The organism is Cupriavidus sp. FW306-1B-F12B (assembly GCF_058781795.1).
Genome location: NZ_JBYSXC010000001.1, coordinates 117,092 through 142,635 on the forward strand (window position 1 = coordinate 117,092; position 25,544 = coordinate 142,635).

The window sequence follows — 25,544 nt, forward strand, 5'->3', positions numbered from 1 at the left end:
ACAAGCGACCAGGCGGCCACTTCAGAGCCCGTAAGGCCAGGTCTCCGGCGCGCCCGGCGCGGGCTCCGCCGGCAGCGCCGGGACCGCGCGCGTACGGTCGAACCACAACAGCAGATCGAATTGCCGCGGCAGCGTGGCGCGCGCATAGTGGCTCTGCAGTTCGGTCTCGGGGCGGTAGATCACCCCGATAAAGCGCTCCTGCCGGGCCGGCATCAGCAGCTGACGCACATCGGCCAGCACGCCGCCGTTGGCGGCGCCGGATGGGCCGCGCAGGTCGACCCAGGCTTGCGCATGGCCGGCCGCATGGAACAGGTGCTCGTAGCTGTCGGCACGGGCAGGGCGCACTTGCTTGATTTCCATCGGGCCGTCCCACGATGTCGCCGCGGCGACGGTGCCGTCGTAAGTGCTGAAGCCAACCAGCGCGGCGGCGTCGCCGAAGGACTCGCGGCACAGCTGGCCGATATTCAGCTGCCCCTGGCTGGCGCCCATCTCGGTCTGCGAAGCATCCCCGATATGCGAGTTGTGCGCCCATACCACCGCGCGCGCTTGCGGGCCATGCGCCTGCAGCAGATGCGCCAGGGTTTCAAACATATGTGTGTCGCGCAGGTTCCAGCTGTCGTCGCTGCCGTGATACATCACGCGGTAGTAGCGCTCGGCTGAAGCGACCAGGCGCGCGTTCTGCGCGGCATCGAGAAAGTCCTCGTGGCCCGCCCGGGCATAGGCCAGCCGCTTGTCCAGCAGCGCCTGCAACTGTGCGACGACGGCATCCTCGCAGTCGGCATGCGTGCCGTGCAGCACGGCACGCCCATAGCGCGCCGGATCCCTGCCCCACGGTTCCAGGCAGCCATAGCGCTCGCGCGCCGCTCGGGCGGCCTGTGGATCTACGCCCTCCAGGTAGGCCAGCACTGCAGCCATGGAAGCGCGCAGGCTGTAGATATCGAGGCCGAAGAATCCAGTGCGCTGCGCAGGCGCCAGGGTTTCATTGTGCGTGTGCAGCCAGCGGATAAAGCGCGCCACCTCCAGGTTGCGCCACATCCAGACCGGGAAGCGTGTAAAGGCTGCGCCGGGTGATTCGGCCGGCTGTGGCGGGCGGCCGCGCACGTGGCGGTCGACTGCCGCGGCATCTGGCCAGTCTGCCTCGACCGCGATGATGCGGAATCCGTGCCGGGCCACCAGGTGCGCCGTCAGCGCGGCGCGGGCATGATAGAACTCGGCGGTGCCATGCGTGCTCTCGCCCAGCAGCACCACGCGGTGTCGGGCCAGCAAATCGGCCAGCACGCCGGTGGCATTGGCAAACGGACCGCGGAACGGGCTTGCCGCCGGGTCGTCGATGGGCGGCAACGGAACCGCCGCGGCCGCAATCGCGGCGGCGGCGCGGGGGTCAGCCCGGTGGTGTGGCATGTCGCATCGGTATCCGGGATAACAGCGCCGGAGTCCTCAGCGGGGCCTGACCCGTGGCCGGGATCAGCCCGGAATGGTGCGCGGATCGTGGCCGAAACTGCTGCGCGAGCGGATCTGGCCGTCGCGGCCGTGGATCAGCAGCTCGACATGCTCGCTCTGCGCCTTCGTGGTGCCGGCCGCAACTGCTTCTTCCTGGGTGGCGTGGTGCGATTCTGCATAGCGCGCACCCTCGTGGATCACATCCCAGCCTTCGTCGTGCGGTACGACGTGTATGTTGCTGCCCATGGTGGGTCTCCTCGATGATCGATGCTTTCATTGTGGCGCATCTGTGCGCGCTGTCTATCCGGCGCCGTCTGACAGGCGCAAAGGGCACCGGGTTCCACTTTTCGATGGAAATCCCTGGTTATTTGTCGGGCCTCTTGTAAGCTGGACTTGGATCGCAAAAAGAGGAGCGGACCATGCGTGCAAGATTTGCCAGGGGGCTGACGCAGTCGCCGGTGACCGTGGTGGCCCGGGCGTTCGACGGAGAAGCGGTGCGCACTCCCCAGGTGGGCGACCTGGTGACGGTGTATAGCCAGGATCAGGACACCGAATTCAATATCCGCCTGTGCGAGGCCGTCGAGCCCGGCCGCTGGCGCGGCGTGGTCTACGCGATCGGCCGCGGCCAGGACGTGCTGGTCACGGCCGAAGGGCTGGAGATCGACGACGTGGTCGAGGTGATGCGCGAGGAAATCGCCTCGGTCATCCCCTGCGGCCGATCTCACTGAACGCCGCACCCCGCGGGTGCGGACATTCCGGTCTTGACGATGCCTGCGGCCCGGTTCAGGCCGGCCGCGCGGGCTGCCTTGGCACGCCCAGCCACATGGCCAGGCCGCTGGCCAGCAGCAGCGCCGCCAGCAGGTAGAGCGCATGGTCCAGGCTGCCGGTCCGGGTCTTGATCTGCCCGATCACCCACGGGCTGACGATGCCGCTGGTGATGCCGATGCTGCTGATGAAGGCGATGCCGGCGGCCGTGCCCGCGCCCGGCAGGTAGCTGGGCGGCAGCGACCAGAACACCGGCAGCGCGGCAAAGATCAGCACCGCGGCCACCGACAGGATGGCCAGCATCAGCGCCAGGCTGGGCAGGTGCAGGGTCAGCGCCGCCAGGGCCAGCGCGCCGCCTGCCGTGCACAGCAGGAAGTGGCGGTGGCGCTCGCCGGTGCGGTCGGAATGGCGCGCGATCAGGAGCAGGCCGACCGCGCCCACGGCATTGGGGACCACCGAATACAGGCTGACCGACATCACGTCGGTGATGCCGAAGTCGCGGATCATCAGCGGCATCCAGAAGCTCAGCGCCAGCGAACCACAGGTCAGCGAGAAATAGATAAACGCGAACAGGTACACGCGCGGGTTGCGCAGCACCTGCCGCAACGCGTGCAGCGAATGGCCGCCGGCATGTGCTTGCGCGGCGGTGTCGCGCGCCAGGTGGGCGCGTTCGCGGTCGGTCAGCCAGCCGGCCTGCTGCGGGCCATCCACCAGGCAGCGCGCGGCCAGCAGGCCCAGCAGCACCGCGGGCGCGCCCTCGATCGCAAACATCCACTTCCAGCCCTGCAGGCCGAGCACGCCGGCCATGTCGCGCATGATCCAGCCGGACACCAGCCCGCCCAGCACACCCGCCACCGCCACGCCGGCAAAGAAGACCGCCATCACCGCGGCGCGGCGGCGCGCCGGGAACCAGTAGGTCAGGTAGAGCACGATGCCGGGGAAGAAGCCGGCTTCGAACACGCCCAGCAGGAAGCGCAGCGTATAGAACTGCGCCGGGGTGGAGACGGCCATCATCGCCACCGAGGCCAGGCCCCACAGCACCATGATGCGCGTGAACGTGCGCCGCGCGCCAAAGCGCGCCAGCAGCATGTTGCTGGGCACTTCGCACAGCACGTAGCCGACGTAGAAGACAGCAGCGCCCAGGCCGTACATGGCGTCGCTGAAGCCGAGGTCCTGCTTCATCTGCAACTGGGCGAAGCCGATGTTGATGCGGTCCAGGAACGACACCACGTAGCAGACGAACAGGAACGGGATGATGCGCAGCCAGACCTTGCGGTAGAGCGCATCTTCATCGTGCGCAGCCAGTGCTGCGGGAGGCAGGGTGGGGGACGTCAGGCTGGATAGGGACGAAAGATCCCCTGAGACCGGATGGCTCATGAACGTTGTCTCCGTACGGTGGTGGCTGCGGCGGCGGGCAGCCGGAGGGTTCCGCCAGTGGGCAGCGTCTTGCGCGCGTTGGCCCGGGATGGTGCCGGGAAAAGAACAGCACAGGCGCGGCGGTGCCGCGCCTGTGTCGGGTCAGGCTGGCGTGGCGGCCGGCATTTCGGTCACGCCTTCGCGCGCGGTGGCCATGGCGGCCAGCAGCACATCGTGGTCGCCGATATGGTTGGCCAGCAGCAGGATCAGCTGCGCATTGGCGGCCTGGCTTTGTACCTCGTCGAGGTCGCGGTGCATCTCGATCAGCGCTTCGTAGAAGTCGTCGGGACGCGCCAGGTTGGGTTGGGTGTTGAGCATATTGGGCACGGGAGTCTCCGCGGTGAGGTCTGGCCGGTCTCAGGCGGCCATGCGGCCGGGCTGCGGGGCGCGCAGATCGGCACCGGTGGCGCGCGCCAGCGCGGCGCGGATCGCGGCCGGGTCGGGGTGGTGCCAGCGGGCGCAGACATGCTGGTCCGGGCGGACCAGGTAGCAGGTGCCGGGCGTGGCACCGTAGCGCGCGGCGGCCAGGCCCTCGTCGTCGCGCAGCACGGTGGCATTGGTGCAGGTCACCGCCGGCTGCGCGGCGTCGGTCACGTAGACCAGTTGCAGCGGCACGCCGCTGTCTTTCAGCGCGGCGAGGCCGGCGAGCGTGGCCGCATCGATGGCGTCAGGGCTGCCGAACACCAGCACCGTGAAGTCCCCGCCCAGGTGCGACAGCAGCCAGCCCGCGCCCTGCGCGCCGGATACCGGCGCGTCGCAGCAGACCGCGCCAGGCACCAGCTTGCAGGCATAGTCCTGGGCGTCGTCAGCGGTGTTCAGCGGCGAATCCTGCAGCACCGCGGGCACCGACAGCCGCCCGCTGTTGACCAGGGTGCGCGCAAACGCATGGCGCCTGGACAGGGTCAGCACCGCATCGCGGAACACGCGGCTGACCGCGCTCTTGGGCGTGATGAAGTCGGTGGAACGGGTGGAGTTGCGCAGGTTCTCGTCGGCGGCGTATTCGCGCTCGCTGGCGTAGGTGTCCAGCAGCTTGTCGCAGGCATGGCCCTGCAGCACATAGGCCAGCTTCCAGGCCAGGTTCTCGGCGTCCTGGATGCCGCTGTTCGCGCCACGCGCGCCGAACGGCGACACGCCATGCGCGGCATCGCCGGCGAACAGGATGTTGCCGTGGCGGAAGCTGTCCATGCGCAGGCAGGAGAAGGTATAGACGCTGACCCATTCCAGCTCGAACTTCACGTCCTTGCCCAGCAGCGCCTGCACCCGCGGGATCACGCGCTCCGGTGTTTTCTCCAGCTCCGGGTCGGCGTCCCAGCCGAGCTGGAAGTCGATGCGCCAGACATTGTCCGGCTGGCGGTGCAGCAGCACCGACTGGTTCGGGTGGAAGGGCGGGTCGAACCAGAACCAGCGCTCGCTCGGGAAATCCGCTTCCATCTTCACGTCGGCAATCAGGAAGCGGTCGCGGAAGGTGCGGCCCTTGCTGTCCAGGCCCAGCAGCTTGCGCATCGGGCTGCGCGAACCGTCGGCGGCCACCACGTAGCGTGCCGCCAGCGGGTAGCAGCCTTCAGGCGTCTCGATGGTCAGCACCACGCCGGGCTCTGGCGTGGCGCGCTGCTGCAGCCCGACCACCTTGTTGCGCCAGCGGATATCGATATTGGGCAGCGCCTGCGCGCGCTCGAGCAGGTAGCCTTCGAGGTAGTACTGCTGCAGGTTGATGAAGGCCGGGCGGCGGTGGCCGCTCTCGGGCAGCAGGTCGAAGCTGTAGACCTGCTGGTTGCGCAGGAACACCCTGCCGACGTGCCAGCGCACGCCCTTGTCGACCATGCGCTCGCCGCAGCCCAGCCGGTCGAAGATATCCAGCGTGCGCTTGGAAAAACAGATTGCGCGCGATCCGGTGGACAGCGTGCAGTCGTCATCCACCAGCACCACGGCCACGCCGCGCTGCGCCAGGTCGATGGCGGTGGCCAGGCCGACCGGCCCGGCGCCGACCACGACGACCGGGTGGGCGGCCGGATCGGCCCCTTTCTGTTGCTCGGCGCAGGGCTGGTACTCGAACGACAGCCGCTGGTAATCGATGCTGCTCATGCCTGTGTCTCCATCCATAGCTTGTTGCCCGACTTGTTCTTTTTGGAGGTCAGTCCTGCAGTGCGGCCCACATTTCCTTGTCGCGCTGGGCCGTCCAGATGCGCGGGTGGCGGACACCGCTGGCCTCGTCATAGGCGCGCGAGACGTCGAAGGGCAGGCAGTGCTCGTAGATAAAGACCTGGCCAAACTTGGGGTCCATCGCGCGCCGGGTGTGCGCCATCGCGGCCTTCAGGTCGAGCTTCTCGGCCACGGCTTCCTTGCCGGCCTGGAACAGCGTGGTGACGAAGTCCTTGGTGTAGGCGATACCCTTCTCCACTTCCTCCGGCGTGGTCAGCGCGGGGCCGCGGCCGGGCACCAGCTTTTCCGGCTTGAGTGCCTGCAGCGCGTCCAGCGTGGCCGGCCAGTCTTCCAGCTGGGCGTCGCCGCAGTAGCAGGCGGCGTCGTACTCGACCAGGTCGCCGGAGAACAGCACCTTCTGCTGCGGCAGCCAGACCACGGTGTCGCCCTTGGTATGGCCCGAGCCCAGGTGGGCGATGCGCACTTCCAGCTTGCCCAGGAACAGTGTGATTTCCTTCTCGAACACCAGCGTCGGCCAGGTCAGGCCGGGCACGGTCTCGACCCCCGCGAACAGGCGCGGGAAGCGCTCGATCTCGGACTTCATGTCGGCCTCGCCGCGCTCGACGATCATCTCGTAGGTGCCGCGGCTGGCGATGACCTGCTGCGCGCCTTCGGCGAAGTAGGCCGACGCGCCCAGCACGCGCACCGCGTGGTAGTGCGACAGCACCACGTACTTGATGGGCTTGTCGGTGATGGTGCGGATGCGGGCGATCAGGTCCTGCGCCATGGCCGGCGTGGCGGTGGTGTCGACGATCAGCACGCCGTCGTCGCCGATGACCACGCCCGAATTGGGATCGCCCTCGGCGGTGTAGGCCCAGGCGTTTTCCGACAGCTGGGTGAAGGTGACCTGCTTGGCTTCCAGGTCGGCCTGCGATGCGAATGCCTTGGACATGGCGTCTTTCCTTTGTGTGGGGAGGCGAGACGGCACCGGTCGGGGCACGATGGCTGCGTTGCGCTGGCCGCGCGGGCTGTCTCGCCCCCGTTTCTATGGATGTCTGACGGCGTGGGTCGCCGTGTTCGGACGGGGTAGTGCAATCTTAGGAAACGTTGAAAAATTAATCAATAGCGAAATGATTAGCCTATGACAAATAATTGAGGCGTGCCGAAAGCGCCATCAGAAGCAGGTGGAGCTTGTTCGGGTAAACCCCCGTGTGCACGGCAACGGGAGGCGTTCGATTAATATCCGGGTTTTCCGATCACACAGGATGGCAATGGCCAGGCGCAAGGCTGGGGAAGCAGGAACGCAGGCGGACGAGCCCGCTGCGCGTGCCGACAAGGCACAGCGCGGCATCCAGAGCGTGGAGGTGGGCGGGCGCCTGCTGGCGGCGCTGGCCGCCGCGCGCGCACCAATGCCGCTGGCCGCGCTGGCCGAGGCGGCGCAGCTGGCGCCGGCCCAGGCGCATGCCTACCTGGTCAGCCTGACGCGGCTGGGCCTGATCAAGCGCGACCACCTCTCCGGCCGCTACGAGCCCGGGCCGCTGTCGCTGCAGCTGGGCATGCTGCACCTGGAGCAGGACGCCGCCTGGCGCGCCGCGCAACCCCGGGTGGATGCGCTGGCGCAGGCGTCCGGCTTCAGCGTGGCAATCAGCATTGCCGGGCCACAGGGCCCGACCATCGTGCGCTATGTGCCGGCCAGCGCGCCGCTGCATGTCAACCTGCACGTGGGCACGGTGATGGCACTGGCCGCCACGGCTACCGGGCGCGTGTTCTGTGCGTTCCAGCCGCCGGGACTGTGGCAGCCGCTGTGGCGCGCACAGCAGCCGGGCGCGGCCGAGTCCGACCTGGCCGCCTTCAGCGCCAGGCTGGGAGAAATCCGAGCGCGCGGCATCGAGCGCAGCATCGACACGCCCAGCCCGGCCGTCAGCAGCCTCAGCGTGCCGGTGCTGGACGCCGCTGGCGTGCTGCGGCTGGTGCTGACCCTGGTGGGATCGACCGGTGCCATCGAGGTGGACTGGCGCGGCGCGGCGGCGCAGGCCCTGCTGGCCGCAGCGGCGGACATCGGCGCCGCGCTGCGTGATGAACAGGGACGCCCGGCATGAGCAGCGCGACAGAAGCCCAGCAAGACCTGGAAGGCGGCAAGCCGCAGCGCGGCATCCAGTCGCTGGACAGCACCGGCCAGCTGCTGGTGGCACTGGTGGCCGCAGGCCGGCCGCTGGCTCTGCGCGACCTGGCGCTGGCCGCGGGCATGCCGCCGGCCAAGGCGTTCCCGCATCTGGTCAGCCTGCAGAAGACCGGCCTGCTGGCGCGCGATGCCGCGGGCAACTACCTGTGCGGACCGCTGGGGCTGGAGCTGGGACTGATCGCGCTGCAGCGGCTGTCGCCGACGCGTGAGGCGGAACCGGAGGTGATCGAGCTGGCCGGCGCCACCGGCCTGAGCGTGGCCATGGCAGTGCTGGGGCCGCTGGGGCCCACGGTGGTCCGGCTGGAGGAATCGGCGCGGCCCCAGCACGTAAGCCTGCGCGTGGGCACGGTGCTGTCGCTGGTCCATACCGCGATTGGCCGCACCGCCGCGGCATACCTGCCAGCCAACGTGCTGGCGGGCTTGCTGGAAAAGGACGAATTGCGCATGGCCGGCGCCGCCGCGGCCGAAGTGCTTGAACCCGGCGGCAAGCTGGCGCCGGCCTACGCCGGGCGCCTGGCACAGGTGCGCGCGGCCCGGCTCGACAATGCGCTGAGCCACCCGGTGCCGGGCATCGACACGCTGGCGGCGCCGGTATTCGACCACACCGGCAGCCTGGCGCTGGTGATCGCCGTGATGGGCTCGAGCGGCAGCTTTGACAGCAGCACCGCAGGCGCCACTGCCGCGCTGGTGCGGCAGGCGGCGCGCCGGCTGTCGTGGCGCTTCGGCGCGCCGGACACGGCCTGAGCTCAGGCCATCAGTTGTCCAGCCTGATGTTGGCCGACTTGATCAGGCTGTCCCACTTCTCGTACTGCGCGCGGATATAGCTGCCGAACTGCGCCGGCGTGGCGGGGAAGGGCACGGTGCCCTGGCTGGCCAGCCTGGCGGCCAGGTCAGGCTGCTTCAGCGCCGCCACGATCTCGCCGTTGAGGCGGTCGATCACTGCCTTGGGCGTGCCGGCCGGCGCGGCCACGCCAAACCACGCGGTCAGCTCGTAGCCGGGCACGCCGGCGGCGGCCAGCGTGGGCACGCCGGGGAGCTGGTCAGAGGGCTTCTGCGTGGTCACCGCCAGCGCGCGCACGCGGTTGTCGCGGATATACGGCAGCGCGGTCGAGACGCTGTCGAACATCATGGTGATGCGCCCGCCGATCAGGTCGGTCATCGACGCGGCGCTGCCCTTGTACGGAATGTGCGTGATATTGACACCCGCCAGGTGGGTGAAGAGCTCGCCCGCCAGGTGCGACGAGGAGCCGTTGCCGAACGAGCCATAGGTCAGCTTGCCCGGCTCCTTGCGCGCCAGCGCCAGCAGCTCCTGCACGGTGCGCGCCGGCACGCTGGGATGCACCACCAGCACGTTGGGCAGGTAGGCGACCGAAGCCACCGGCGCGAAGTCCTTCAGCGGATCGTAGCCAGGCTTGTCATAGAGGCTCTTGTTGACCGCCAGCGAGCCGAAGGTGCCGAACAGCAGCGTATAGCCGTCGGCCGGGGCCCGCGCCACCGCGATGGCCGCCAGGTTGCCGCCGGCGCCGGGCCGGTTGTCGATCACCACCGGCTGGTGCAGCCGCGCCGACAGTGCGTTGCCGATCTCGCGCGCCAGCAGGTCGGTGGCGCCGCCGGGCGGGAAGGGCACCACCAGCCGCACCGGCTTGTCGGGATAGTCCGCCAGCGCGGTACCGGCGGCCGTGGCCGCGAACGCAAATACCAGCCCCGCGGCTGCACGCCTGATCCAACCCTGCATCGCTGTCTCCTTTCTGTGATCTGTTGCGATGGAATGGCTGTCAGTGTGTCGCAGCGCCGGCAGGCGCGTGTTTGGGATTGGCGAAGGTCGGGTTCGGTGCCGGAGCGGGTCACTCCGGCGGGCGCAGCCGGGCGATGGTGCCGAACAGCGTTTCCAGCTCCACCGGCTTGACCAGGTGCGCGTCGAAGCCGGCTGCCTCGGTACGCTGCCGGTCCGCCGGCTGGGCGAAGCCGGTCAGCGCCACGAAGCGCGTCAGCTCGGTGCCGGCCACGCCGCGCATGGCGCGCACTACCTCGAAGCCGTCCATGCCGGGCATGGCCAGGTCGATCAGCGCGATATGCGGGCGGCAGCGCGGCGCCACATGCAGGGCCTCGGCGCCGTCGTAGGCAATGGTCACCTCGTGGCCGCAAATCTCGAGCAGCATGGCCAGGCTGTCGGCGGCGTCGCGGTTGTCGTCGACCAGCAGGATGCGCTGCGCCTGCTGCTCGGGCGTGGCCGGACCCAGGGCCCGCGGTGCGGCTCCTGAGCGGGCGTCATCCTTGCGCGAGGCCGGCAGCGGCAGGCGCAGCGTGAAGGTGCTGCCTTGTCCCGGCCCGGCACTGGCGGCAGCGATGGTGCCGCCGTGCAGCTCGACCAGTGACCGGCACAGCGACAGGCCGATGCCCAGCCCGCCATGCACGTCGGTGCCCGGACGGCTTTCCTGCATGAACAGGTTGAAGATCTCGTCGATGGCCTGGGGCCCGATGCCACAGCCCTGGTCCGTCACCTGGACCTGCAGTGTGCGGTTCTGGATCGTGGTGGCGATCGTCACCGACGACCCGGGCGGCGAGAACTTCGACGCATTGAGCACCAGGTTCTGCATGACCTGCACCAGCCGCGTCTTGTCGGCACGCATTGGGATCGAGCCGGCATGGGTCCGCACTTCGACGCACTGCGATTTGGCATCCAGCGCCGGCTGCGCTGCCTCGACGCCGAGCGCGATGATCTCGTTGAACTCGACCGGCTCCATGCGCAGCTCGATGCGGCCGGAGGTGATGCGCCCGATGTCGAGCAGGTCGTCCACCAACCGGCTCAGGTGGTTCACCTGGCGCTCGATCATGGCCAGGCTCCGGTTTGCCAGCACCGCGTCCTCCGGCGCCAGCCGCATCGCCGCGAGCGCGCTGTGCACCGGCGCCAGCGGATTGCGCAGTTCATGCGAAAGCGTGGCCAGGAACTCATTCATGCGCTGGCTGGAGCGTTCCAGCTCTTCGCGGCGGCGGCGCTCGCTCATGTCCCGCGTCACCTTGGCAAAGCCGCGCAGCGTGCGTGACTCGTCGTATACCGCTGTCAGGGTGACATTGGCCCAGAACAGCGAGCCATCCTTGCGCACGCGCCAGCCTTCGTCTTCCACGCGCCCGACGCGCCGCGCCAGCGCCAGGAGCCGTGACGGCTTGCCGGCGGCGACATCCTCCTGCGGATAGAACACCGAGAAATGACGGCCGATGATCTCGTCGCGGCGGTAGCCCTTGATATAAGAGGCACCGGAATTCCAGCTGACGATATGGCCGCCGGGATCGAGCATGAAGATGGCGTAATCCTTGACCCCCTCCACCAGCAGCCGCAGGGTTTCTTCGCTCTGGCGCAGGGCCTCGGCGGCGCGGCGCTGCTCGGTCATGTCCCGCGTGACCTTGGCAAAGCCGATCAGCCGGCCCTCGGCGTCCTTCAGGGCGGTGATGACGACGTTGGCCCAGAAGCGGCTGCCGTCCTTGCGCACGCGCCACCCCTCGTCCTCGAACCGGCCCTGTTCGGCCGCGGCCTTCAGCTCGGCTTGCGGCCAACTCCGGGCGATCGCATCCGGCGTGTAGAACTGCGAGAAATGCTTGCCCAGGATCTCCTCGCGGGCATAGCCCTTGATGCGCGCCGCGCCCTTGTTCCAGCTGGAGACATGGCCGCCGACGTCGAGCGTGAAGATGGCGTAGTCCTGCACGGAATCCACCAGGGTCTGGTAAGGCACATCGGGCAGGTCGGCCCGGATCTCGTGCGAACGCCCGCCCGATGGCTCGCCAGCGTCGGGGCGAGGTACGCTTCCGGCGGGTTGCTGCGGGTTCTCGGGGTGTCGTGTCATGGCATGTCCTGAACGGCGTCCTGCCGGCGTGGCCCGCCAGCGCATCCGGTCCTGGTCTTGTAGCAAGGATACCCCCGCCAGCAGCCTGGCAGGGCCAATGGCGGGGGATGCCGGTGGCCCCGGCAGCGCAGGTCCGGATCAGAAGCTTCTGTACTGCAAATCAGAATGTGCGGATTGTCTGGGGAAACTGGCTCCATAGAATGGTCGCACAAGGGCTTTCAGCTCTTCCATCCAGAGGCGCCAATGACACAGTTAGACGAATGCCACCTGCCGTGCGACGGCATGCCGTGCAGCGCAGATTGCCAACTGGCCCGCTTCTGCCTGGGAGGCGCACGGGGGCTGCCGGGCGGCGCCCGGGGCATCCACCGCACGGTGCGCCTGCGCAAGGGCCAGTGCCTGTACCTGCTGGGCGACCCCGTGACCTCGCTCTACGCAATCCGCGTCGGCACGGTCAAGACCCACGTGACCACGGAAGACGGCCGCACGCAAGTGGTCGGCTTCCACTTCCCCGGTGACCTGGTCGGGCTGGACAGCCTGGCGCATCCGCACTATGCGTCCTACGCCACCGCGCTCGAAGACACCAAGCTGTGCATGCTCGGCATGGACGCGCTGCGCGGCGCCGCCGCCGGCATGCCGGAGCTTGCCAACCAGCTGTTCCTGGCGCTCGGCGCACAGGCGCAGCGCGCACGCGCGCTGCAGACCATGCTGGCGCTGATGACCGCCGAAGAGCGGCTGGTGACCTTCCTGCTATGGATGGCTGAAGGCCTTGCGGCGCGCGGCTTCTCGTCCTCGGAGTTCGTGCTGCGCATGAGCCGGGAGGAAATCGGCAGCTATATCGGCCTGACACTGGAAACAGTCAGCCGGCAGTTCTCGCGGCTGGCGGACTGCGGGCTGATCCGGGTGAGGCACCGCACCATCTCGCTGCTCGACAAGCCCGCCTTGCGGGCCATCGCCGAGCGCCCGATGATCTCCGCGCACGCGCCTGCGTGCGATCAGCAGGTGCCCCGGCGCGGCCCGCACGATGCCCGCCGGCTGGCACCGCGCGCGGCCGGTGGCCAGGCTGTGGCAGTCGAATGACCAAGCCCGGCCAGCGCGAGGACCGAATGGAACATGCAACACCGGCCGGCACCGCGGCTGAAGGGACGGCCAGCGACCTGGTCGGCGAGAGCCTGCGGGAAATCACGGACCTGAACCTCTCCTACCTGCTGCTGGTGCAGCGGCTGATGCGCGAGAACGAGGCCGAGGCCCTGTTCCGGCTCGGCATCGAGCGCGAAGTGGGCCGTGTGCTGGCCGCGCTCACGCCGCTGCAGATGGTGGCACTGGCGCGCTCCAACCTGGTGCTGTGCCGTTTCCGGCTGGAAGACAGCATGCTGGTGGCCGCGCTGACCGGCACCGAGCCGCTGCATGCCCTGCAGAACATGCACGCGGCCATCGTGATGGCCGCGCAGCGCGGCTAGTGGAACCAAAATCGGAGGCTGTATGACGGGCAATGCGATGACGCAAGTCGAATGGAAGCGGATGGCGCTCGACCGCGGCCGCAGGGGCGACCACCCGCCCGGGCCAACCCGCATGGAAATCACCTGCACGCTGCAGATGCAGGATATTGTCCAGGCGCTGGGGGCGGAGCCCGATGAGCAGCGCTGTGTCGAGGCCGGCCTCGAGGTGCTTGCGATGGCCGGGCACCCGCCTGCGCGTGCCGTGGTGTCGATGGACCACGGGCGGCCGCCGGCGCTGGAATTCTATGTCGATGCCGCTGTGCCGACCTGCTGCGAACTGGACAGCACCTTGCAGCACGCGATCGCCAGCCGTTTCACCAGCGTGCTGCCGCCGGGGCTGGCAGTCACGGTGCTGCCGCTGGCCGCCTATGCACAGGAAGCCACCGACGAAGGCAAAGCGTTTGACGCGGATACCTTGCGCACCTGTGCCAGCGAACTGCTGGGCCGCGGCGGGGAGATGAACCAGCGCCTGGCGGTGGTGTGTGCCTACCTGTCGGCGCTGCATGGCGCGCAGGCCGTTGCCGAGCAGCTTGGCTACCTTGAGCAGAGCCTGCTCGCGCAGGGCCAGGAGGCCTTGTCCTGGCGCCTGCGCCGGCACCGCAGCGTGGAAGGGCGGGAGCTGGCGCAGGCATTGGAAGGACTATCCCGCGCCGCGGATGGTGCCCTGTATGAGTTCGGCGCCAGTTACAGCGCTGCGCGCGCCAGCTATCAGCTGGAGCAGATGCAGCGTGTCCATGAGCGGATCGCGCGCTTTCGCGACACCTGCCCGCACGGCGGGCGCTGCCCCGAGCCCCGGCACGCCGTGTGCGCGGACACGGCGTGCTGAGGCGCGGCAAGGTCAGATACCGGCCATGCAGGTGTACTTGATGACCAGGTAATCCTCGATGCCGTAGTGCGAGCCCTCGCGGCCCACGCCAGACTGCTTGACGCCGCCGAACGGCGCCACCTCGTTGGAAATCAGGCCGGTATTGACGCCCACCATGCCATATTCCAGGCGTTCGGAGACGCGCCAGACCCGGCCCAGGTCGCGGGCATAGAAGTAGCTGGCCAGGCCGAACTCGGTGTCGTTGGCCATGGCGACCACGTCATCCTCGGTTTCGAAGCGGAACAGCGGCGCCAGCGGGCCGAAGGTTTCCTCGCGCGCGACCAGCATGCCGGGGCCGACGTCGGCCAGCACGGTCGGCTGGAAGAAAGAATGCCCCAGCGCATGGCGCTGGCCGCCCTGCAGCAGGCGCGCGCCCTTGCCGAGCGCGTCGGCGATATGCTCTTCCACCTTGGCCACGGCCTTGTCGTCGATCAGCGGGCCGATGCGCACGCCGTCGTCCATGCCGTTGCCGACCTTCAGGGCAGCCACCGCCGCCACCAGCTTCTGCGCAAACGCCTCGTACACGCCCGCCTGCACGTAGATGCGGTTGGCGCAGACGCAGGTCTGGCCGGCATTGCGGTACTTGGACACGATCGCGCCTTCAACCGCCGCGTCCAGGTCGGCATCGTCGAACACGATAAAGGGCGCATTGCCGCCCAGCTCCATCGACACCTTCTTGATGGTCGACGCGGTCTGGGCCATCAGCACGCGGCCAACCTCGGTCGACCCGGTGAAGGTGAGCTTGCGCACCAGCGGGTTGCTGCTCATCTCGCCGCCGATGGCGCCGGCCGAGCCGGTCACCACCGACAACACCCCGGCCGGAATGCCCGCGCGCTCGGCCAGGGCCACCAGCGCCAGCGCTGTCAGCGGGGTTTGCGATGCCGGCTTGAGCACCATGGTGCAACCCACCGCCAGGGCCGGCCCGGCCTTGCGTGTGATCATGGCAGCGGGGAAGTTCCACGGCGTGATGGCCGCGCATACCCCCACCGGCTCCTTGGTCACCACAATGCGCTGGTTGCTGACCGGCGCCGGGATGGTGTCGCCATAGACGCGCTTGCCTTCCTCGGCAAACCATTCGATAAACGAGGCTGCGTAGGCGATTTCGCCGCGCGCTTCTGCGATCGGCTTGCCCTGTTCGGCGGTCATGATGCGCGCCAGGTCTTCCTGGCTGGCCAGGATCAGTTCGAACCATTTGCGCAGCAGCGCCGAGCGCTCCTTGGCGGTGCGGGCGCGCCATGCCGGCAGCGCGCGGTTGGCGGCTTCGATGGCCTGGCGGGTTTCATCGGCACCCAGCTGCGGGACCTGTCCCACGCGCTCGCCGGTGGCCGGGTTGGTGACGTCGATGCGGCGCTCGCCGTCGATCCAGCGGCCGTCGATATAGCACTGCTGCCGCAGCAGCGAGGAGTCCTGGAGTTTCAGCATGGTTGTCTCGGTGGATGCCGGCGGTGCCGGGCGTCTTGTGGAAGCCTGAGACAACGATTGTAATCCGGCGGCCTAGGTTGAGGTCTTGGGTGGCGCCGCAGGCGAGGCCGCTGACGGTGCCTCGATACCCCAGTCGCCGTACTCCAGCCAGTCGTCGCCGAGCAGTTCAACCGGGTGCTGCGTGCGGCTGGAGCCATTGCCGCAGCCCATGTCGTCTACGGCGCAGTACTTGTCGCAGCCCCAGCAGATGCGCTCGGGGTGGCGGGGATGCAGGGGAAATTTCTTGGCCATGGCTTGCGGTTGGGAAACTGCTGAGACGATTATGCCCACACCCGCGAGCCGTCGATTTGCGCAATCGCAAGCGCAAGTCAGCCGGGAGCCATCCCGCTCAGTCCCATCCGTCGGCATCCAGCCGGGTCCAGCGGTCGGGCGCCTCGCCATCGGGCGAGGCCAGCAGCAGTGTCTGGCCGCAGTGCGCGCAACGGTACACAAACGCATTCTGGCCGCTGGCGGTGCGCAAGGTCGCCGACATCACCAGCCTGGGATGCGGCGGCACGTGGCCCGGCCGGTCCAGCTGCGACTCGCACAGGTCGCATATAGACATCATTGTTTTCCTCCGCACGATCCCCGGCGTAGCAAGAATGCTGTGGTGCAGCATTCGCTTTTCCAGTATAGCGGCGGATCGATAGTGCCGTTGGGCGACGGCGCGCGGCTATTCGCCAAGGAACTCTGCCACCACTTCGAGTCCCTCAATGTGATCGGCAACCACCTTTGCGATGGTGATCAGCGGAATGGCGAGCAACATGCCCCATACGCCCCAGAGCCAGGTGAACAGGAGCAGTGCAACAAATACGGCCACCGCGTTCATGCGCGCCATGCGGCCGGTCATCCAGGTGGTGACGACCGACCCGATCAGCGTGGCGATCAGCAGCGATCCGACCGTTGCCGCGGCTGCCATGCCGAGCGTGCCGAACTGCATGAAGGTCACCACCCCCAGGCAGACCGCGATTGCCAGGGCGCCGAAGTAGGGCACCAGGTGCAGCGCCGCGGCCGCAATTGCCCAGCTGCCGGCGTTGTGCACGCCCAGCCACTTGAGCAGCAGCCAGGTACAGGCGCCCAGGGCCGTATTGGTCACCAGCAGCATGCCCATATAGCGGCGGATGGAGCGGTTGACCTCGTCCAGCATGTGCACGCTGATCTTCTTCTCGGAAATGGTATGCCCGACCATCTTGATGAACTTGCGCTTGAACGTATCGCCGGCCAGCAGCAGGAAGTACAGCAGGAAGACCACCACCACCGCCTGTCCGGCCATGGTGAAGATGCTGACCGAGCCGGCCAGCAGCATGTTGTGGATCTGGGCGGGCGCTTGCTCCACCACCACCTGCGTGCCGCGTGCGGGCGGGGGCTGGCCGGTGCCGCTGAGGACAGTGGCGGCGCGACGTACCTTCTGCCACATGGAATCGTCGCCGCTCATCAGCGCGCCGACCGAGCGCGACAGCTTGCTGGCGGTCTCGGGCAGGCTGTTGACGATCGACTCCACCTGCCCCTGCAGCAGGTAGGCGCCGCTGAGCAGGGCGCTCAGCACGGCCAGCAACACCACGGTGCCCGCCAGCGCGCGCGGCAGGCCCAGCCGCTGCAACGCGCAGACCAGCGGGTCCAGCAGGTAGGCCAGGACGATCGCGAGCACCACCGGAATGAGGAATTCGCGTGCGATATGCACGGCGTACAGCGAAAAGAGCGTGGCCAGCACCACCAGCGCCACACTGGCACGGTGCAGCGAGGCGTTGACGGCATCGGCTGGCGCGACTGTGTCAGGCATCTCCGCCACCGTGCGCGGCCCGGCGGCGCCCTCGTTGTCGGCGCCCGCATGCGGGTTGCCGTCGGCGGGCAACGGAACGGGCGGGGCAGGGGGCAGCGAAGAAGGCGCGGAATCGGGGATGGTCGACATAGTCGGGCGCCCTGGCAAAAGGCCTGGCGCTGCTATGAAGATAGCTGGCCGGCAGGCTGCGGCTGTCGGACGCCGCCGCCTGCGCATGTCAGACAAGCGCGGCAGCGAGGCGCCTTACAAGCGACACCGCCCGGCCGGCAGCATGGCGCTGCACGACCGGGCGGTACGGTGACTGCAGGCGGGAGCGCGCAGGCTCAACCTGTCACCGTCTTGGTTTCAAGGAACTCGGCAATGCCTTCGGGGCCGTATTCACGCCCGTTGCCGGACGTCTTGTAGCCGCCGAACGGCGCGGTGAGGTCCATTGTCGCGCCGTTGATGCGCACGCTGCCGGCGCGCAGGCGGGCGGCCAGCTTGCGTGCCCGCGCCGCGTCGGACGACGCGATGTAGGCGGCCAGGCCGAACTCGGTGTCATTGGCGATTGCCACCGCCTCGTCTTCTGAGTCGTACGGCAGCAGGCATATCACCGGCCCGAAGATCTCTTCGCGCGCGATGGTCATGTCATTGCGCACGTCGGCAAAGATGGTCGGGCGCGCATAGAAGCCGCGCTGCAGCCCGTCGGGGCGGCCGGGGCCGCCTGCGGCCACGCGCGCGCCTTCCTCGATGCCCACCCCGATCAGGCGCTGCACCTTGTCGTACTGGCCGCGGTTGGAGATCGGGCCCATCTTGGTCTCGGGGTCGGACGGGTCGCCCACCTTGACCGCGCTGGCGACGGCGGCGGCAATCTGCACGGCCTGCCCATAGCGCGAGCGCGGCACCAGCATGCGCGTCGGCGCGATGCAGGTCTGTCCGGTGTTGAGCATGCACTGCGCCACGCCGCTGGTCACCGCCGCCTGCAGGTCGGCATCGTCCAGGCTGATCATCGGCGACTTGCCGCCCAGCTCCTGCGCCACGCGCTTGACCGTGGGCGCGGCGCTGATGGCCACTTCCACGCCGGCGCGGGTCGAGCCGGTGATCGACACCATGTCGACGTCGCGATGCGACGATAGCGCCGCGCCCACGGTGCGGCCCTCGCCATAGATCATGTTGAAGACACCCGGTGGCGTATCCGCGGCATCCATGATCTCGGCAAAGATGCGGGCGTCCAGCGGCGCGATCTCGGACGGCTTGAGCACCACGGTGCAGCCCGCCGCCAGCGCCGGCGCCACCTTGGCCGCGATCTGGTTCAGCGGCCAGTTCCACGGCGTGATCAGCGCCGCTACGCCGATGGCCTCGCGCAGGATGCAGCTCTTGCCGCGCGTGGTTTCGAACTCGAAGCCGCGCAGCGTCTGCAGCGTTGCCTGCAACTGTGCCAGGCCGATCGCGGCCTGCACGTTGGTGGCCAGCGTGATCGGTGCGCCGATCTCCTGGCGCACCGCCTGCGCCAGGTCGCCGATGCGCGCCTGGTAGGCGGCGATGATGCGCTCGAGCAGGGCGATGCGGGTTTCACGCGTGGACACCGACCAGGCCGGGAATGCCGCGCGCGCTGCGGCCACGGCCTGGTCCACGTCCGCCGGGGTGCCCATGGCGAGCTCGCCGGCGACCGCTTCGGTGGTTGGGTCTATGATGTCGGCCTGGGTCGCGCCCGCTGCGGGCTGCACCCACTTGCCGTTGATATAGAACTTGTCGACGATGTTCATGCCGGTTGCCTCGGAAGTTTGTGGGTGGATAGGGTCAGACCGGACGGTCGCCGATGATGGTGGCGCGGTTCATATGGCGCACGGCCGGGAAGTAATCCTGCACCGCGTAATGTTGCGTGGAGCGGTTGTCCCAGAGCGCGATGGTGTCCGGCTGCCAGCGCAGCCGCACCTGGTACTCCGGCGCGGCGGCCTGGCGGTACAGGTACTGCAGCAGGTCCAGTTCCGCGGGCCGGTAGTCGGAGCCGATGCGGTACGGCTGTTCCTTGGCGAAGTTGGCGAAATGCGTGGTGAAGGCTTCGTTGACGAACAGGATCTTCTCGCCGGTTTCCGGGTGCGTGCGTACCACCGGGTGCACCATCGGCGGAAACTTGGCGCGCATCTCCGCGTATTTTTCTTCGTTCAGCGCCGAGCCGAAGGTCGGCATCGCGTCGTGCACGGCCTTCAGGTTGGCGATGCGGGCCTTCATGTCCTGCGGCAGGTTTTCATAGGCCGCGACCATATTGATCCAGATGGTATCGCCGCCGACCTCCGGGCATTCCAGGCAGCGCAGCATCGAACCCATCGACGGGACCATGCGCCAGGTAACGTCCGAGTGGTAAAGGTTCTCGCGTCCGCGCGTCGTGCCATCGCGCCCGAATACAACCAGTTCGGGATGTTCCGGGTGGTTGGTGAGCATCGGATGCACTTCCAGCTCGCCGAAGCGGCGCGCCACGGCTACGTGCTGGGCCGGCGTGATCGCCTGCTTGCGGAAGAACAGCACCTTGTACTTCAGCAGTGCGCGGCGCAGCGAGAGGTAGGTTTCGTGGTCCAGCGTCTCGCGGAAATCGATGCCTTCGACTTCGGCGCCGATCGTCGGCGTGCAGCGGCGCACGGTAAAGGGAAAGTCTTCGTTGTCCTGCGCCCGGTAGGCTTGCGGGCTGATGGTGGTTGCGGCAGTGGCTTGCATGGGGTGTCTCCTCGGTGTTGTGTTGCCAATGCAGGGGGGAATGACCGGCTCAGCGGTGCGAGGCCCTGATCAGGTCCGCAGCCTTTTCGCCGATCATGATGGCGGGGGCGTTGGTGTTGCCGCCGATCAGCGTCGGCATGATCGATGCGTCAGCGACGCGCAGGCCCTCGACGCCGTGCACGCGCAGTTCCGGGTCGACTACCGCCATGTTGTCGACGCCCATCTTGCAGGTGCCGACCGGGTGGTAGACCGTGTCCGCGTGCGTGCGCACGAAGTCGCGGATGGCGGCTTCATTGCTGCTGTCGGGGCCGAAAGCGTCGGTCAGGACTTCGCGCCCGCCGTGCTGCGCCAGCGCGGGCTGCGCAAAGATGCGGCGGATCGCCCGCACGCCTGCGACCATGCCCGCCATGTCTTCCTCGGCCGACAGGAAGCGCGGATCGATCACCGGCGTCTCGCGCATGTCGGCACTGCGCAGGCGCACATGGCCGCGGCTCTTCGGGCGCAGCACGCAGGCGTGGCAGGAGTAGCCGTGGCCCAGCTTGCCCAGGTTGCGGTTGCCGAGCAGCGCCACGGCAAAGTGCAGCTGCACATCCGGGATGTCCAGCTCGGGGCGGCTGCGCAGGAAGGCACCGGCCTCGGCGATATTGGACGAGACCATGCCGGTGCGGTTGCGCCGGTAGCGCATCACCTCGCGCGCCAGGCGCAGCATGCCGCGGCCAGTCTTGCCGAACAGCTCGGTCGTTTGCAGCTGCTTGTTGATGATGATGTCGAGGTGGTCCTGCAGGTTCTCGCCCACGCCCGGAAGGTCATGGACCACGTCGATGCCGAAGCTGCGCAGTTGCGCGGCCGGGCCGATGCCGGATGCCAGCAGCAACTGCGGCGAGTTGAAGGTGCCGCCGCTGACCACGATCTCGCGCCGTGCGCGCAGGATCTGCACCGCCCCACCGCGCACGACTTCCACCCCGACAGCGCGCTTGCCTTCGAACACGATCCGCAGCGCTTGCGTATCGGTCAGCACCGCCAGGCCGCGACGGCCGCCATTCAGCGCCGTGTCCGCGGCATTGCCGCTGTGCAGGTAGGCCCGCGCCGAGTTCCAGCGTTCGCCGTTGCGCTGCGTTACCTGGTACAGGCCGGCGCCTTCCTGGCTGTGGCCATTGAAGTCGCCGTTGTGAGGCAGGCCGGCCTGGATCGCTGCCTGGACAAAGCGTTGCGCAAACGGATTGGGCGAGCGCAGGTCGCTCACGTGCAGCGGCCCGTCGTTGCCGTGCAGCGCATGTTCCTGGCTGGCCAGGCGCGGATTGCGCTCGCTGCGGCGGAAGTAGGGCAGGACGTCGTCGAAGCCCCAGCCCCGGCAACCGAGCGCGGCCCAGCCGTCGTAATCGTGCCGATGGCCGCGGATATAGACCATGCCGTTGATCGAGGAACTGCCGCCCAGGCCGCGCCCGCGCGGCTGGTAGGAGCGGCGGCCATTCAGGCCCGGTTGCGGTTCGGTGTAGTAGGCGTAGTTGCGTGGCCCGGCCTTGGGGACGACCGCGGCAATGCCCACCGGCGCCCAGACCGAGAAGTGATGGTCATGCGGCCCCGCCTCGAGCAGCGCCACGGTTGCGTCCGTGTCTTCGGCCAGGCGCCCAGCCACGGCGCAACCGGCTGACCCGGCGCCGATCACGATGTAGTCGAATTCAGCCGCCGGAGTGGCGGCGCCCTGCGATGCGTTGGTCTTCAATTTCTGTGTCTCCTGAGCGGCTTTTGACGGTGCTTTCCTGTGGGTGCAGGTAGCTGCCGATGGGCGATACTGCCATTACCTGTTATGACAGGTCAATAGGGTTTCGCCTCGACCTGTCATGATAGGTATAATCCGTTCCACCCAGCATTCGGAGCCGCCCAGGGCGGAACACACGTGGCGCTGCCCAGGTTCAAAGAGATAGAAAACGAGATTCGCCAGCGGATTGCCAGCAACACATGGGCGCCCGGCGCCAAGCTGCCTTCCGAGGCCGAGCTGGTGACGGAATTCGCGGTCAGCCGGATCACCGTGCGCCAGGCCCTGTCCGGGCTGCACAACGCCGGCCTGATCGAGAAGGTCAACGGCAAGGGCAGCTTCGTGACCCGCCCCTCGGACACGCCCAGCCTAGGCGCGCTGACCGGCTTCTATGAAACCGGACGCGCCCGTGGCCAGCTTGCCTACGGCAAGCTGGTGTCGGTACGGCTGGTGCGGGCGCCGGCCCATGTGGCGGCGGCGCTGCGTCTGCAGCCTGGCGAGAAGGTGCTGAGCGTGGCTACCGTGCGGTACTGGGACGACGCGGCCGTGGCGCATTTCACCCTGATGGGTCCTGAGCCGCTGATGCGCCGCCTGGTGCAGGAGGACCTGGAAACCAACGATGCCATGGCGCTGTTTGAGAGCCGGCTGGGATACCGGTTCAAGGAAGTGGCGATGGAAGCCACGGCCGTCGCCGCGCCCGCGGACGTGGCGCGCCGGCTCGGTGTTGGCGTGGGCGATCCGCTGTTGCGCCTGCGCAGCACGCCGCATGACATCGAGGACACACCGTTGTTGTGCGGCGAACTGCTGTTCCGTCCGGACCGCTATGCCTATAAGTGGACACTGACGCGATAGCGCGGATGTCTGCCATCTTCAGTCGAAACTGAACTGCGCCGGCGTGGTAACTTTTACCCGCGGCGCGCACTTCTTACTGCGGCCGGGCCGCAGTCATGTCCTTTCCTGCATTGCCGGGTGCCGCGTGGTCAACGGACTCGCGCCGATCGTCACATGGCGCCGCTGGTACGTCAGTTGCGTCTTCCGCAGCAGAGCTGCGTTCCAGCGCGCTCGCCGGCAGCCTGCGCCGTGCAGCTAGGCTTGCCGCCAACCTGCTAGATGGAGGACGACATGAAAACAACCCTACGCATCGGCACAGCCCTGCTCGCACTTGGCATCCTGGCGGGTTGCACCGCCACCGGCAGCACCACCGGCTCCGGCTCGCTGTCCGGCTCCGGTTCGGTCACCGAACAGAGCCGCAGCCGCAGCACCACCCCTGGCACAAGCACTTCTACCGGCACGTCCGGCGCCACCAGCACTACCAGCCCGAGCGGCACCTCGAGCGGCAGCAGCGGTGCAGCCAGCGGCTCGGGCACTGCCCGCTGACGCCGGCGCACAGCCGCCGGTGGCCTGGCACCGGCGGCTGCGCGGCTTCGCTATCGGTCCCGGCCGGTAACGACGCGCGCGTCGCGGCGCGCGGGAACGATGTCTTCGTCCGCGAGCCGTTGTTGCAGGTCGTTGTTGGGCACGTGGGTGAAGTCCTTGCCAATTTCCTTCGTGATGACGTCGGTGACCCCGGCGGGAAGGGCTTTGCGCAGCAGGCCGAGAAAACGCGGCGCGGCAATCAGCGCCAGTGAGTCAAAGCGCTGCTTGTTGCGCGCATCGGCAAGGTAGTCCGCCACGCGGCGGGCAAACAACTGCGCTTCCTGGTGCAGTTCATCTTCCCCGGCCGAGGAGGTGACCGTGGAAGGTCCGACCTGGTGGGCACCGGGGTGGCCGACGTCTCCCTGCGCGGAAGCGTGGCCACGCCGGCCATAGGCGTCGCGGCGCAGGTCGGCGCGGTCGGCATGCGCGGCCGCGTCGGTGATCTCCTCGACCACTTCGAGCGGTGCGCTATCGGCGTGCGAGGCAAAGATGCGGGCGAGGGATTCGTCCGCCACAAGGATCCAGATGTTCTTCATGATCGCTCCGGTTGCGGGCCCGAACACGGGGCCTCATGCCCTCGATGCAAGGGGTACGCCATCGGGGCAGGGGCACAAGGCGGGGCCGCAGATGGCGCCGGGCCAAGCATCAGATGCCGCAAGGGCCATGCCGTTGCAGTATCGACAGGGATGCTGTGCAACTTTTTCAGGCCCCGGCATGCCGATCTGTCACCATACGCCAAAGAACACGCCGGCCTGCTTGTACACATTGGTCTTGGCCGCCACCTCTTCGTTGGTTACCGTCACGCGCGGCTTGAGCGTGCAGAACCATTCCAGCAACCGCAACCGCATGGCGCTGCGCACGGCTTCGTGGCCGGGGTCGCTGCCCAGGTCGAAATACTCCTGCGGATCGTTCTGCAGGTCGAACAGCTGTGGCCGGAACCCTTGCCAGTGCACGTATTTCCAGCGCGCGTCACGCACCATCCAGGCGCGGCACTCGCCGGGGTGGCGGCCCAGCGCAACGCGAGCGCCGCGATAGGCGTAGTCCAGCTCGGATATGACGAAATCGCGCCAGCTGCCGGCATCGGCGCGCTCGCCCGCGCGCGTCAGGTCCAGCAACGAGCGGCCCTCGATGCGGTGGTCGGCCGGCGGCAGGCCCAGTGCGTCCAGCACCGTCGGCACCACGTCGACCGCGCTGACCATGCTGGCCTGCGCGGTGCCGCGCGTGGCATCCGCTGCCGGCGAGGGATCGTAGACGATCAGCGGGATGTTCTGCACGGTGTCGTAGAACTGCTCCTTCTCGCCCAGCCAGTGGTCGCCCAGGAAATCGCCGTGGTCGGCGGTGAAGACGATCAGCGTGTCCTGCCAGCGGCCCAGGCGTTCGAGCTGTTCCCAGAGCTGGCCGAGCCGGTCGTCGATCTGCTGGATCAGGCCCTGGTAGGCGGGGCGCACCGTGTCCGAGACTTCCTGGCGCGTGAAGTTGGCGCATTCTTCCTGCGTGCGGTAGGCCGACAGCACCGGGTGCGGGTCTTCCAGCTCGGCGTCGTGGCGCTGCAGCGGCAGGCAGTCATCGAGCGAATACGCGGCGTGGTAGGGCGCGGGCGCCAGGTAGGGCCAGTGCGGCTTGACCAGCGACAGGTGCAGCACCCACGGATCGTCGCCGCGCGTGGCGATGTACCGCATCGCCTGGTCGACCGTGTACGCGGTCTCGGAGTGCGGCTCGGCCACGCGCGCGGGCAGGCCGGCGTTGCGCATGTGCCAGCCGGAGACGATCTCGCCGCGTTCGTTCTCGGCGCTGATCACGTAGTCGGTCCACGGATCCGCGCTGTCGTAGCCTTGCTGGCGCAGCCAGTCGGCGTAGGCGCTGTGCGGCTCGGCGTGGTGGCCGTCATGGCGGTCGACTTCGGTGAAGTGGCCGCTGCGCAGCAGCGTTTCCAGCTCGGTGCCGCCATCCAGGTGGAGCCGCTTCAGGTTGGCGTTGTCGGGCATCACATGGGTCTTGCCCGCCAGCGCCAGCGCGCGGCCGCTGTGCTTCAGGTATTCGCCCAGCGTGACTTCGCCCACCGACAGCGGCACGCGGTTCCAGGTGGCGCCGTGGCTGCTGACATGGCGGCCGGTATAGAAGCTCATGCGGCTGGGGCCGCAGACCCCGGACGCGACGAAGGCGCGGTCGAAGCGAACGCCGCGCGCGGCCAGCGCATCGATATTGCGCGTGCGCAGCGCCGGATGCCCGTAGCAGCCCAGGTGGTCGCGCCGCAGCTGGTCGCACATGATGAAGAGGGTATTGCGGATCGTCATGGTC

General features: G+C 68.3%; 25 protein-coding genes. 8 read left to right on the forward strand and 17 right to left on the reverse strand.

From position 1 onward, the window contains the following. Positions 1 to 21 precede the first annotated feature (21 nt). Together AC3WLE_RS00495 and AC3WLE_RS00500 are read right to left on the reverse strand one after the other, a co-directional pair. Entirely contained in the window at positions 22 to 1,401 is a 1,380-nt protein-coding gene (locus AC3WLE_RS00495) for an erythromycin esterase family protein (protein WP_492316900.1), read from the reverse strand. Between the two features lie 63 nt (positions 1,402 to 1,464). After that, positions 1,465 to 1,686 (reverse strand): DUF2188 domain-containing protein, encoded by a 222-nt coding sequence (locus tag AC3WLE_RS00500; RefSeq protein WP_010814536.1) that lies wholly within the window; start codon positions 1,684 to 1,686, stop codon positions 1,465 to 1,467. 173 nt (positions 1,687 to 1,859) lie between these two features. Here AC3WLE_RS00500 and AC3WLE_RS00505 point away from each other — a divergent pair, with 173 nt between their 5' ends. Further along, a complete protein-coding gene (locus AC3WLE_RS00505) occupies positions 1,860 to 2,168 on the forward strand; it encodes a hypothetical protein (RefSeq protein ID WP_010814535.1) in 309 nt (102 codons plus the stop codon). Between the two features lie 55 nt (positions 2,169 to 2,223). On the opposite strand, the gene AC3WLE_RS00510 is transcribed toward AC3WLE_RS00505, so the two are convergent. From AC3WLE_RS00510 to AC3WLE_RS00525, 4 genes are all read right to left on the reverse strand, one after another. After that, positions 2,224 to 3,582 (reverse strand): MFS transporter, encoded by a 1,359-nt coding sequence (locus AC3WLE_RS00510; RefSeq protein WP_492351063.1) that lies wholly within the window; start codon positions 3,580 to 3,582, stop codon positions 2,224 to 2,226. Positions 3,583 to 3,723: 141 nt separating this feature from the next. Then, on the reverse strand, positions 3,724 to 3,948 hold the full coding sequence (locus AC3WLE_RS00515; RefSeq protein ID WP_492316902.1) for a DUF2783 domain-containing protein: 225 nt from the start codon (positions 3,946 to 3,948) through the stop codon (positions 3,724 to 3,726). Positions 3,949 to 3,978: 30 nt separating this feature from the next. Then, positions 3,979 to 5,703, reverse strand: coding sequence for an FAD-dependent oxidoreductase (locus AC3WLE_RS00520; protein WP_492340428.1), 1,725 nt, complete (start codon positions 5,701 to 5,703; stop codon positions 3,979 to 3,981). Between the two features lie 49 nt (positions 5,704 to 5,752). After that, positions 5,753 to 6,712, reverse strand: coding sequence for an MBL fold metallo-hydrolase (locus tag AC3WLE_RS00525; protein ID WP_492316904.1), 960 nt, complete (start codon positions 6,710 to 6,712; stop codon positions 5,753 to 5,755). A 319-nt stretch (positions 6,713 to 7,031) separates the two neighbouring features. Between AC3WLE_RS00525 and AC3WLE_RS00530 the strand changes: the two genes are divergently transcribed. Continuing rightward, on the forward strand, positions 7,032 to 7,859 hold the full coding sequence (locus AC3WLE_RS00530; RefSeq protein ID WP_492355731.1) for an IclR family transcriptional regulator: 828 nt from the start codon (positions 7,032 to 7,034) through the stop codon (positions 7,857 to 7,859). Then, positions 7,856 to 8,686, forward strand: a complete 831-nt coding sequence (locus tag AC3WLE_RS00535) for an IclR family transcriptional regulator (protein WP_492316906.1) — start codon at positions 7,856 to 7,858, stop codon at positions 8,684 to 8,686. Before AC3WLE_RS00530 ends, AC3WLE_RS00535 begins: the two co-directional genes overlap by 4 nt. A 10-nt stretch (positions 8,687 to 8,696) precedes the next feature. Here AC3WLE_RS00535 and AC3WLE_RS00540 read toward each other — a convergent pair whose 3' ends face one another. Together AC3WLE_RS00540 and AC3WLE_RS00545 are read right to left on the reverse strand one after the other, a co-directional pair. Then, positions 8,697 to 9,677, reverse strand: coding sequence for a Bug family tripartite tricarboxylate transporter substrate binding protein (locus AC3WLE_RS00540; protein ID WP_492316907.1), 981 nt, complete (start codon positions 9,675 to 9,677; stop codon positions 8,697 to 8,699). A 109-nt stretch (positions 9,678 to 9,786) separates the two neighbouring features. Beyond that, positions 9,787 to 11,781 carry a PAS domain-containing hybrid sensor histidine kinase/response regulator gene (locus tag AC3WLE_RS00545; protein ID WP_492316908.1) on the reverse strand — a complete coding sequence of 665 codons (1,995 nt, stop codon included), beginning with the start codon at positions 11,779 to 11,781 and terminating at the stop codon, positions 9,787 to 9,789. Between the two features lie 243 nt (positions 11,782 to 12,024). Here AC3WLE_RS00545 and AC3WLE_RS00550 point away from each other — a divergent pair, with 243 nt between their 5' ends. Genes AC3WLE_RS00550 through AC3WLE_RS00560 form a run of 3 tightly spaced genes read left to right on the forward strand, consistent with a single transcriptional unit; the run spans position 12,025 to position 14,103 of the window. Beyond that, complete coding sequence (locus AC3WLE_RS00550; protein ID WP_492316909.1) at positions 12,025 to 12,858, forward strand: helix-turn-helix domain-containing protein; 834 nt, start codon at positions 12,025 to 12,027, stop codon at positions 12,856 to 12,858. Positions 12,859 to 12,884: 26 nt separating this feature from the next. After that, the gene (gene flhD, locus AC3WLE_RS00555) at positions 12,885 to 13,238 is read left to right on the forward strand and encodes a flagellar transcriptional regulator FlhD (RefSeq protein WP_492355732.1); all 354 of its coding nucleotides are present in this window, start codon (positions 12,885 to 12,887) and stop codon (positions 13,236 to 13,238) included. Between the two features lie 37 nt (positions 13,239 to 13,275). Beyond that, positions 13,276 to 14,103 (forward strand): hypothetical protein, encoded by an 828-nt coding sequence (locus tag AC3WLE_RS00560; RefSeq protein WP_492363559.1) that lies wholly within the window; start codon positions 13,276 to 13,278, stop codon positions 14,101 to 14,103. A 12-nt stretch (positions 14,104 to 14,115) separates the two neighbouring features. Here the strand turns inward: AC3WLE_RS00560 and gabD are convergent, their stop codons facing one another. From gabD to AC3WLE_RS00595, 7 genes are all read right to left on the reverse strand, one after another. Further along, complete coding sequence (gabD, locus tag AC3WLE_RS00565; RefSeq protein WP_492355734.1) at positions 14,116 to 15,564, reverse strand: NADP-dependent succinate-semialdehyde dehydrogenase; 1,449 nt, start codon at positions 15,562 to 15,564, stop codon at positions 14,116 to 14,118. Positions 15,565 to 15,636: 72 nt separating this feature from the next. Further along, positions 15,637 to 15,855, reverse strand: a complete 219-nt coding sequence (locus tag AC3WLE_RS00570; protein ID WP_492316913.1) for a DUF3079 domain-containing protein — start codon at positions 15,853 to 15,855, stop codon at positions 15,637 to 15,639. 97 nt (positions 15,856 to 15,952) lie between these two features. Then, complete coding sequence (locus AC3WLE_RS00575; RefSeq protein ID WP_010814521.1) at positions 15,953 to 16,168, reverse strand: hypothetical protein; 216 nt, start codon at positions 16,166 to 16,168, stop codon at positions 15,953 to 15,955. Between the two features lie 108 nt (positions 16,169 to 16,276). Beyond that, positions 16,277 to 17,512, reverse strand: a complete 1,236-nt coding sequence (locus AC3WLE_RS00580) for an AI-2E family transporter (protein ID WP_492316914.1) — start codon at positions 17,510 to 17,512, stop codon at positions 16,277 to 16,279. A 194-nt stretch (positions 17,513 to 17,706) separates the two neighbouring features. After that, a complete protein-coding gene (locus tag AC3WLE_RS00585; RefSeq protein ID WP_492355735.1) occupies positions 17,707 to 19,128 on the reverse strand; it encodes an aldehyde dehydrogenase family protein in 1,422 nt (473 codons plus the stop codon). Positions 19,129 to 19,162: 34 nt separating this feature from the next. Further along, entirely contained in the window at positions 19,163 to 20,074 is a 912-nt protein-coding gene (locus AC3WLE_RS00590) for a TauD/TfdA dioxygenase family protein (RefSeq protein ID WP_492355736.1), read from the reverse strand. Positions 20,075 to 20,123: 49 nt separating this feature from the next. Next, entirely contained in the window at positions 20,124 to 21,797 is a 1,674-nt protein-coding gene (locus AC3WLE_RS00595) for a GMC family oxidoreductase (RefSeq protein ID WP_492316917.1), read from the reverse strand. Positions 21,798 to 21,971: 174 nt separating this feature from the next. Here AC3WLE_RS00595 and AC3WLE_RS00600 point away from each other — a divergent pair, with 174 nt between their 5' ends. Both AC3WLE_RS00600 and AC3WLE_RS00605 read left to right on the forward strand, forming a co-directional pair. After that, the gene (locus tag AC3WLE_RS00600; RefSeq protein WP_492316918.1) at positions 21,972 to 22,682 is read left to right on the forward strand and encodes a GntR family transcriptional regulator; all 711 of its coding nucleotides are present in this window, start codon (positions 21,972 to 21,974) and stop codon (positions 22,680 to 22,682) included. A 270-nt stretch (positions 22,683 to 22,952) separates the two neighbouring features. Then, positions 22,953 to 23,207: a hypothetical protein gene (locus AC3WLE_RS00605; protein ID WP_492316919.1), complete on the forward strand. Its 255-nt coding sequence runs from the start codon at positions 22,953 to 22,955 to the stop codon at positions 23,205 to 23,207. Positions 23,208 to 23,257: 50 nt separating this feature from the next. On the opposite strand, the gene AC3WLE_RS00610 is transcribed toward AC3WLE_RS00605, so the two are convergent. Continuing rightward, on the reverse strand, positions 23,258 to 23,782 hold the full coding sequence (locus AC3WLE_RS00610; protein WP_492316920.1) for a host attachment protein: 525 nt from the start codon (positions 23,780 to 23,782) through the stop codon (positions 23,258 to 23,260). A gap of 189 nt (positions 23,783 to 23,971) precedes the next feature. Further along, the gene (locus tag AC3WLE_RS00615; protein WP_492355737.1) at positions 23,972 to 25,540 is read right to left on the reverse strand and encodes a sulfatase-like hydrolase/transferase; all 1,569 of its coding nucleotides are present in this window, start codon (positions 25,538 to 25,540) and stop codon (positions 23,972 to 23,974) included. Positions 25,541 to 25,544: the final 4 nt, after the last annotated feature.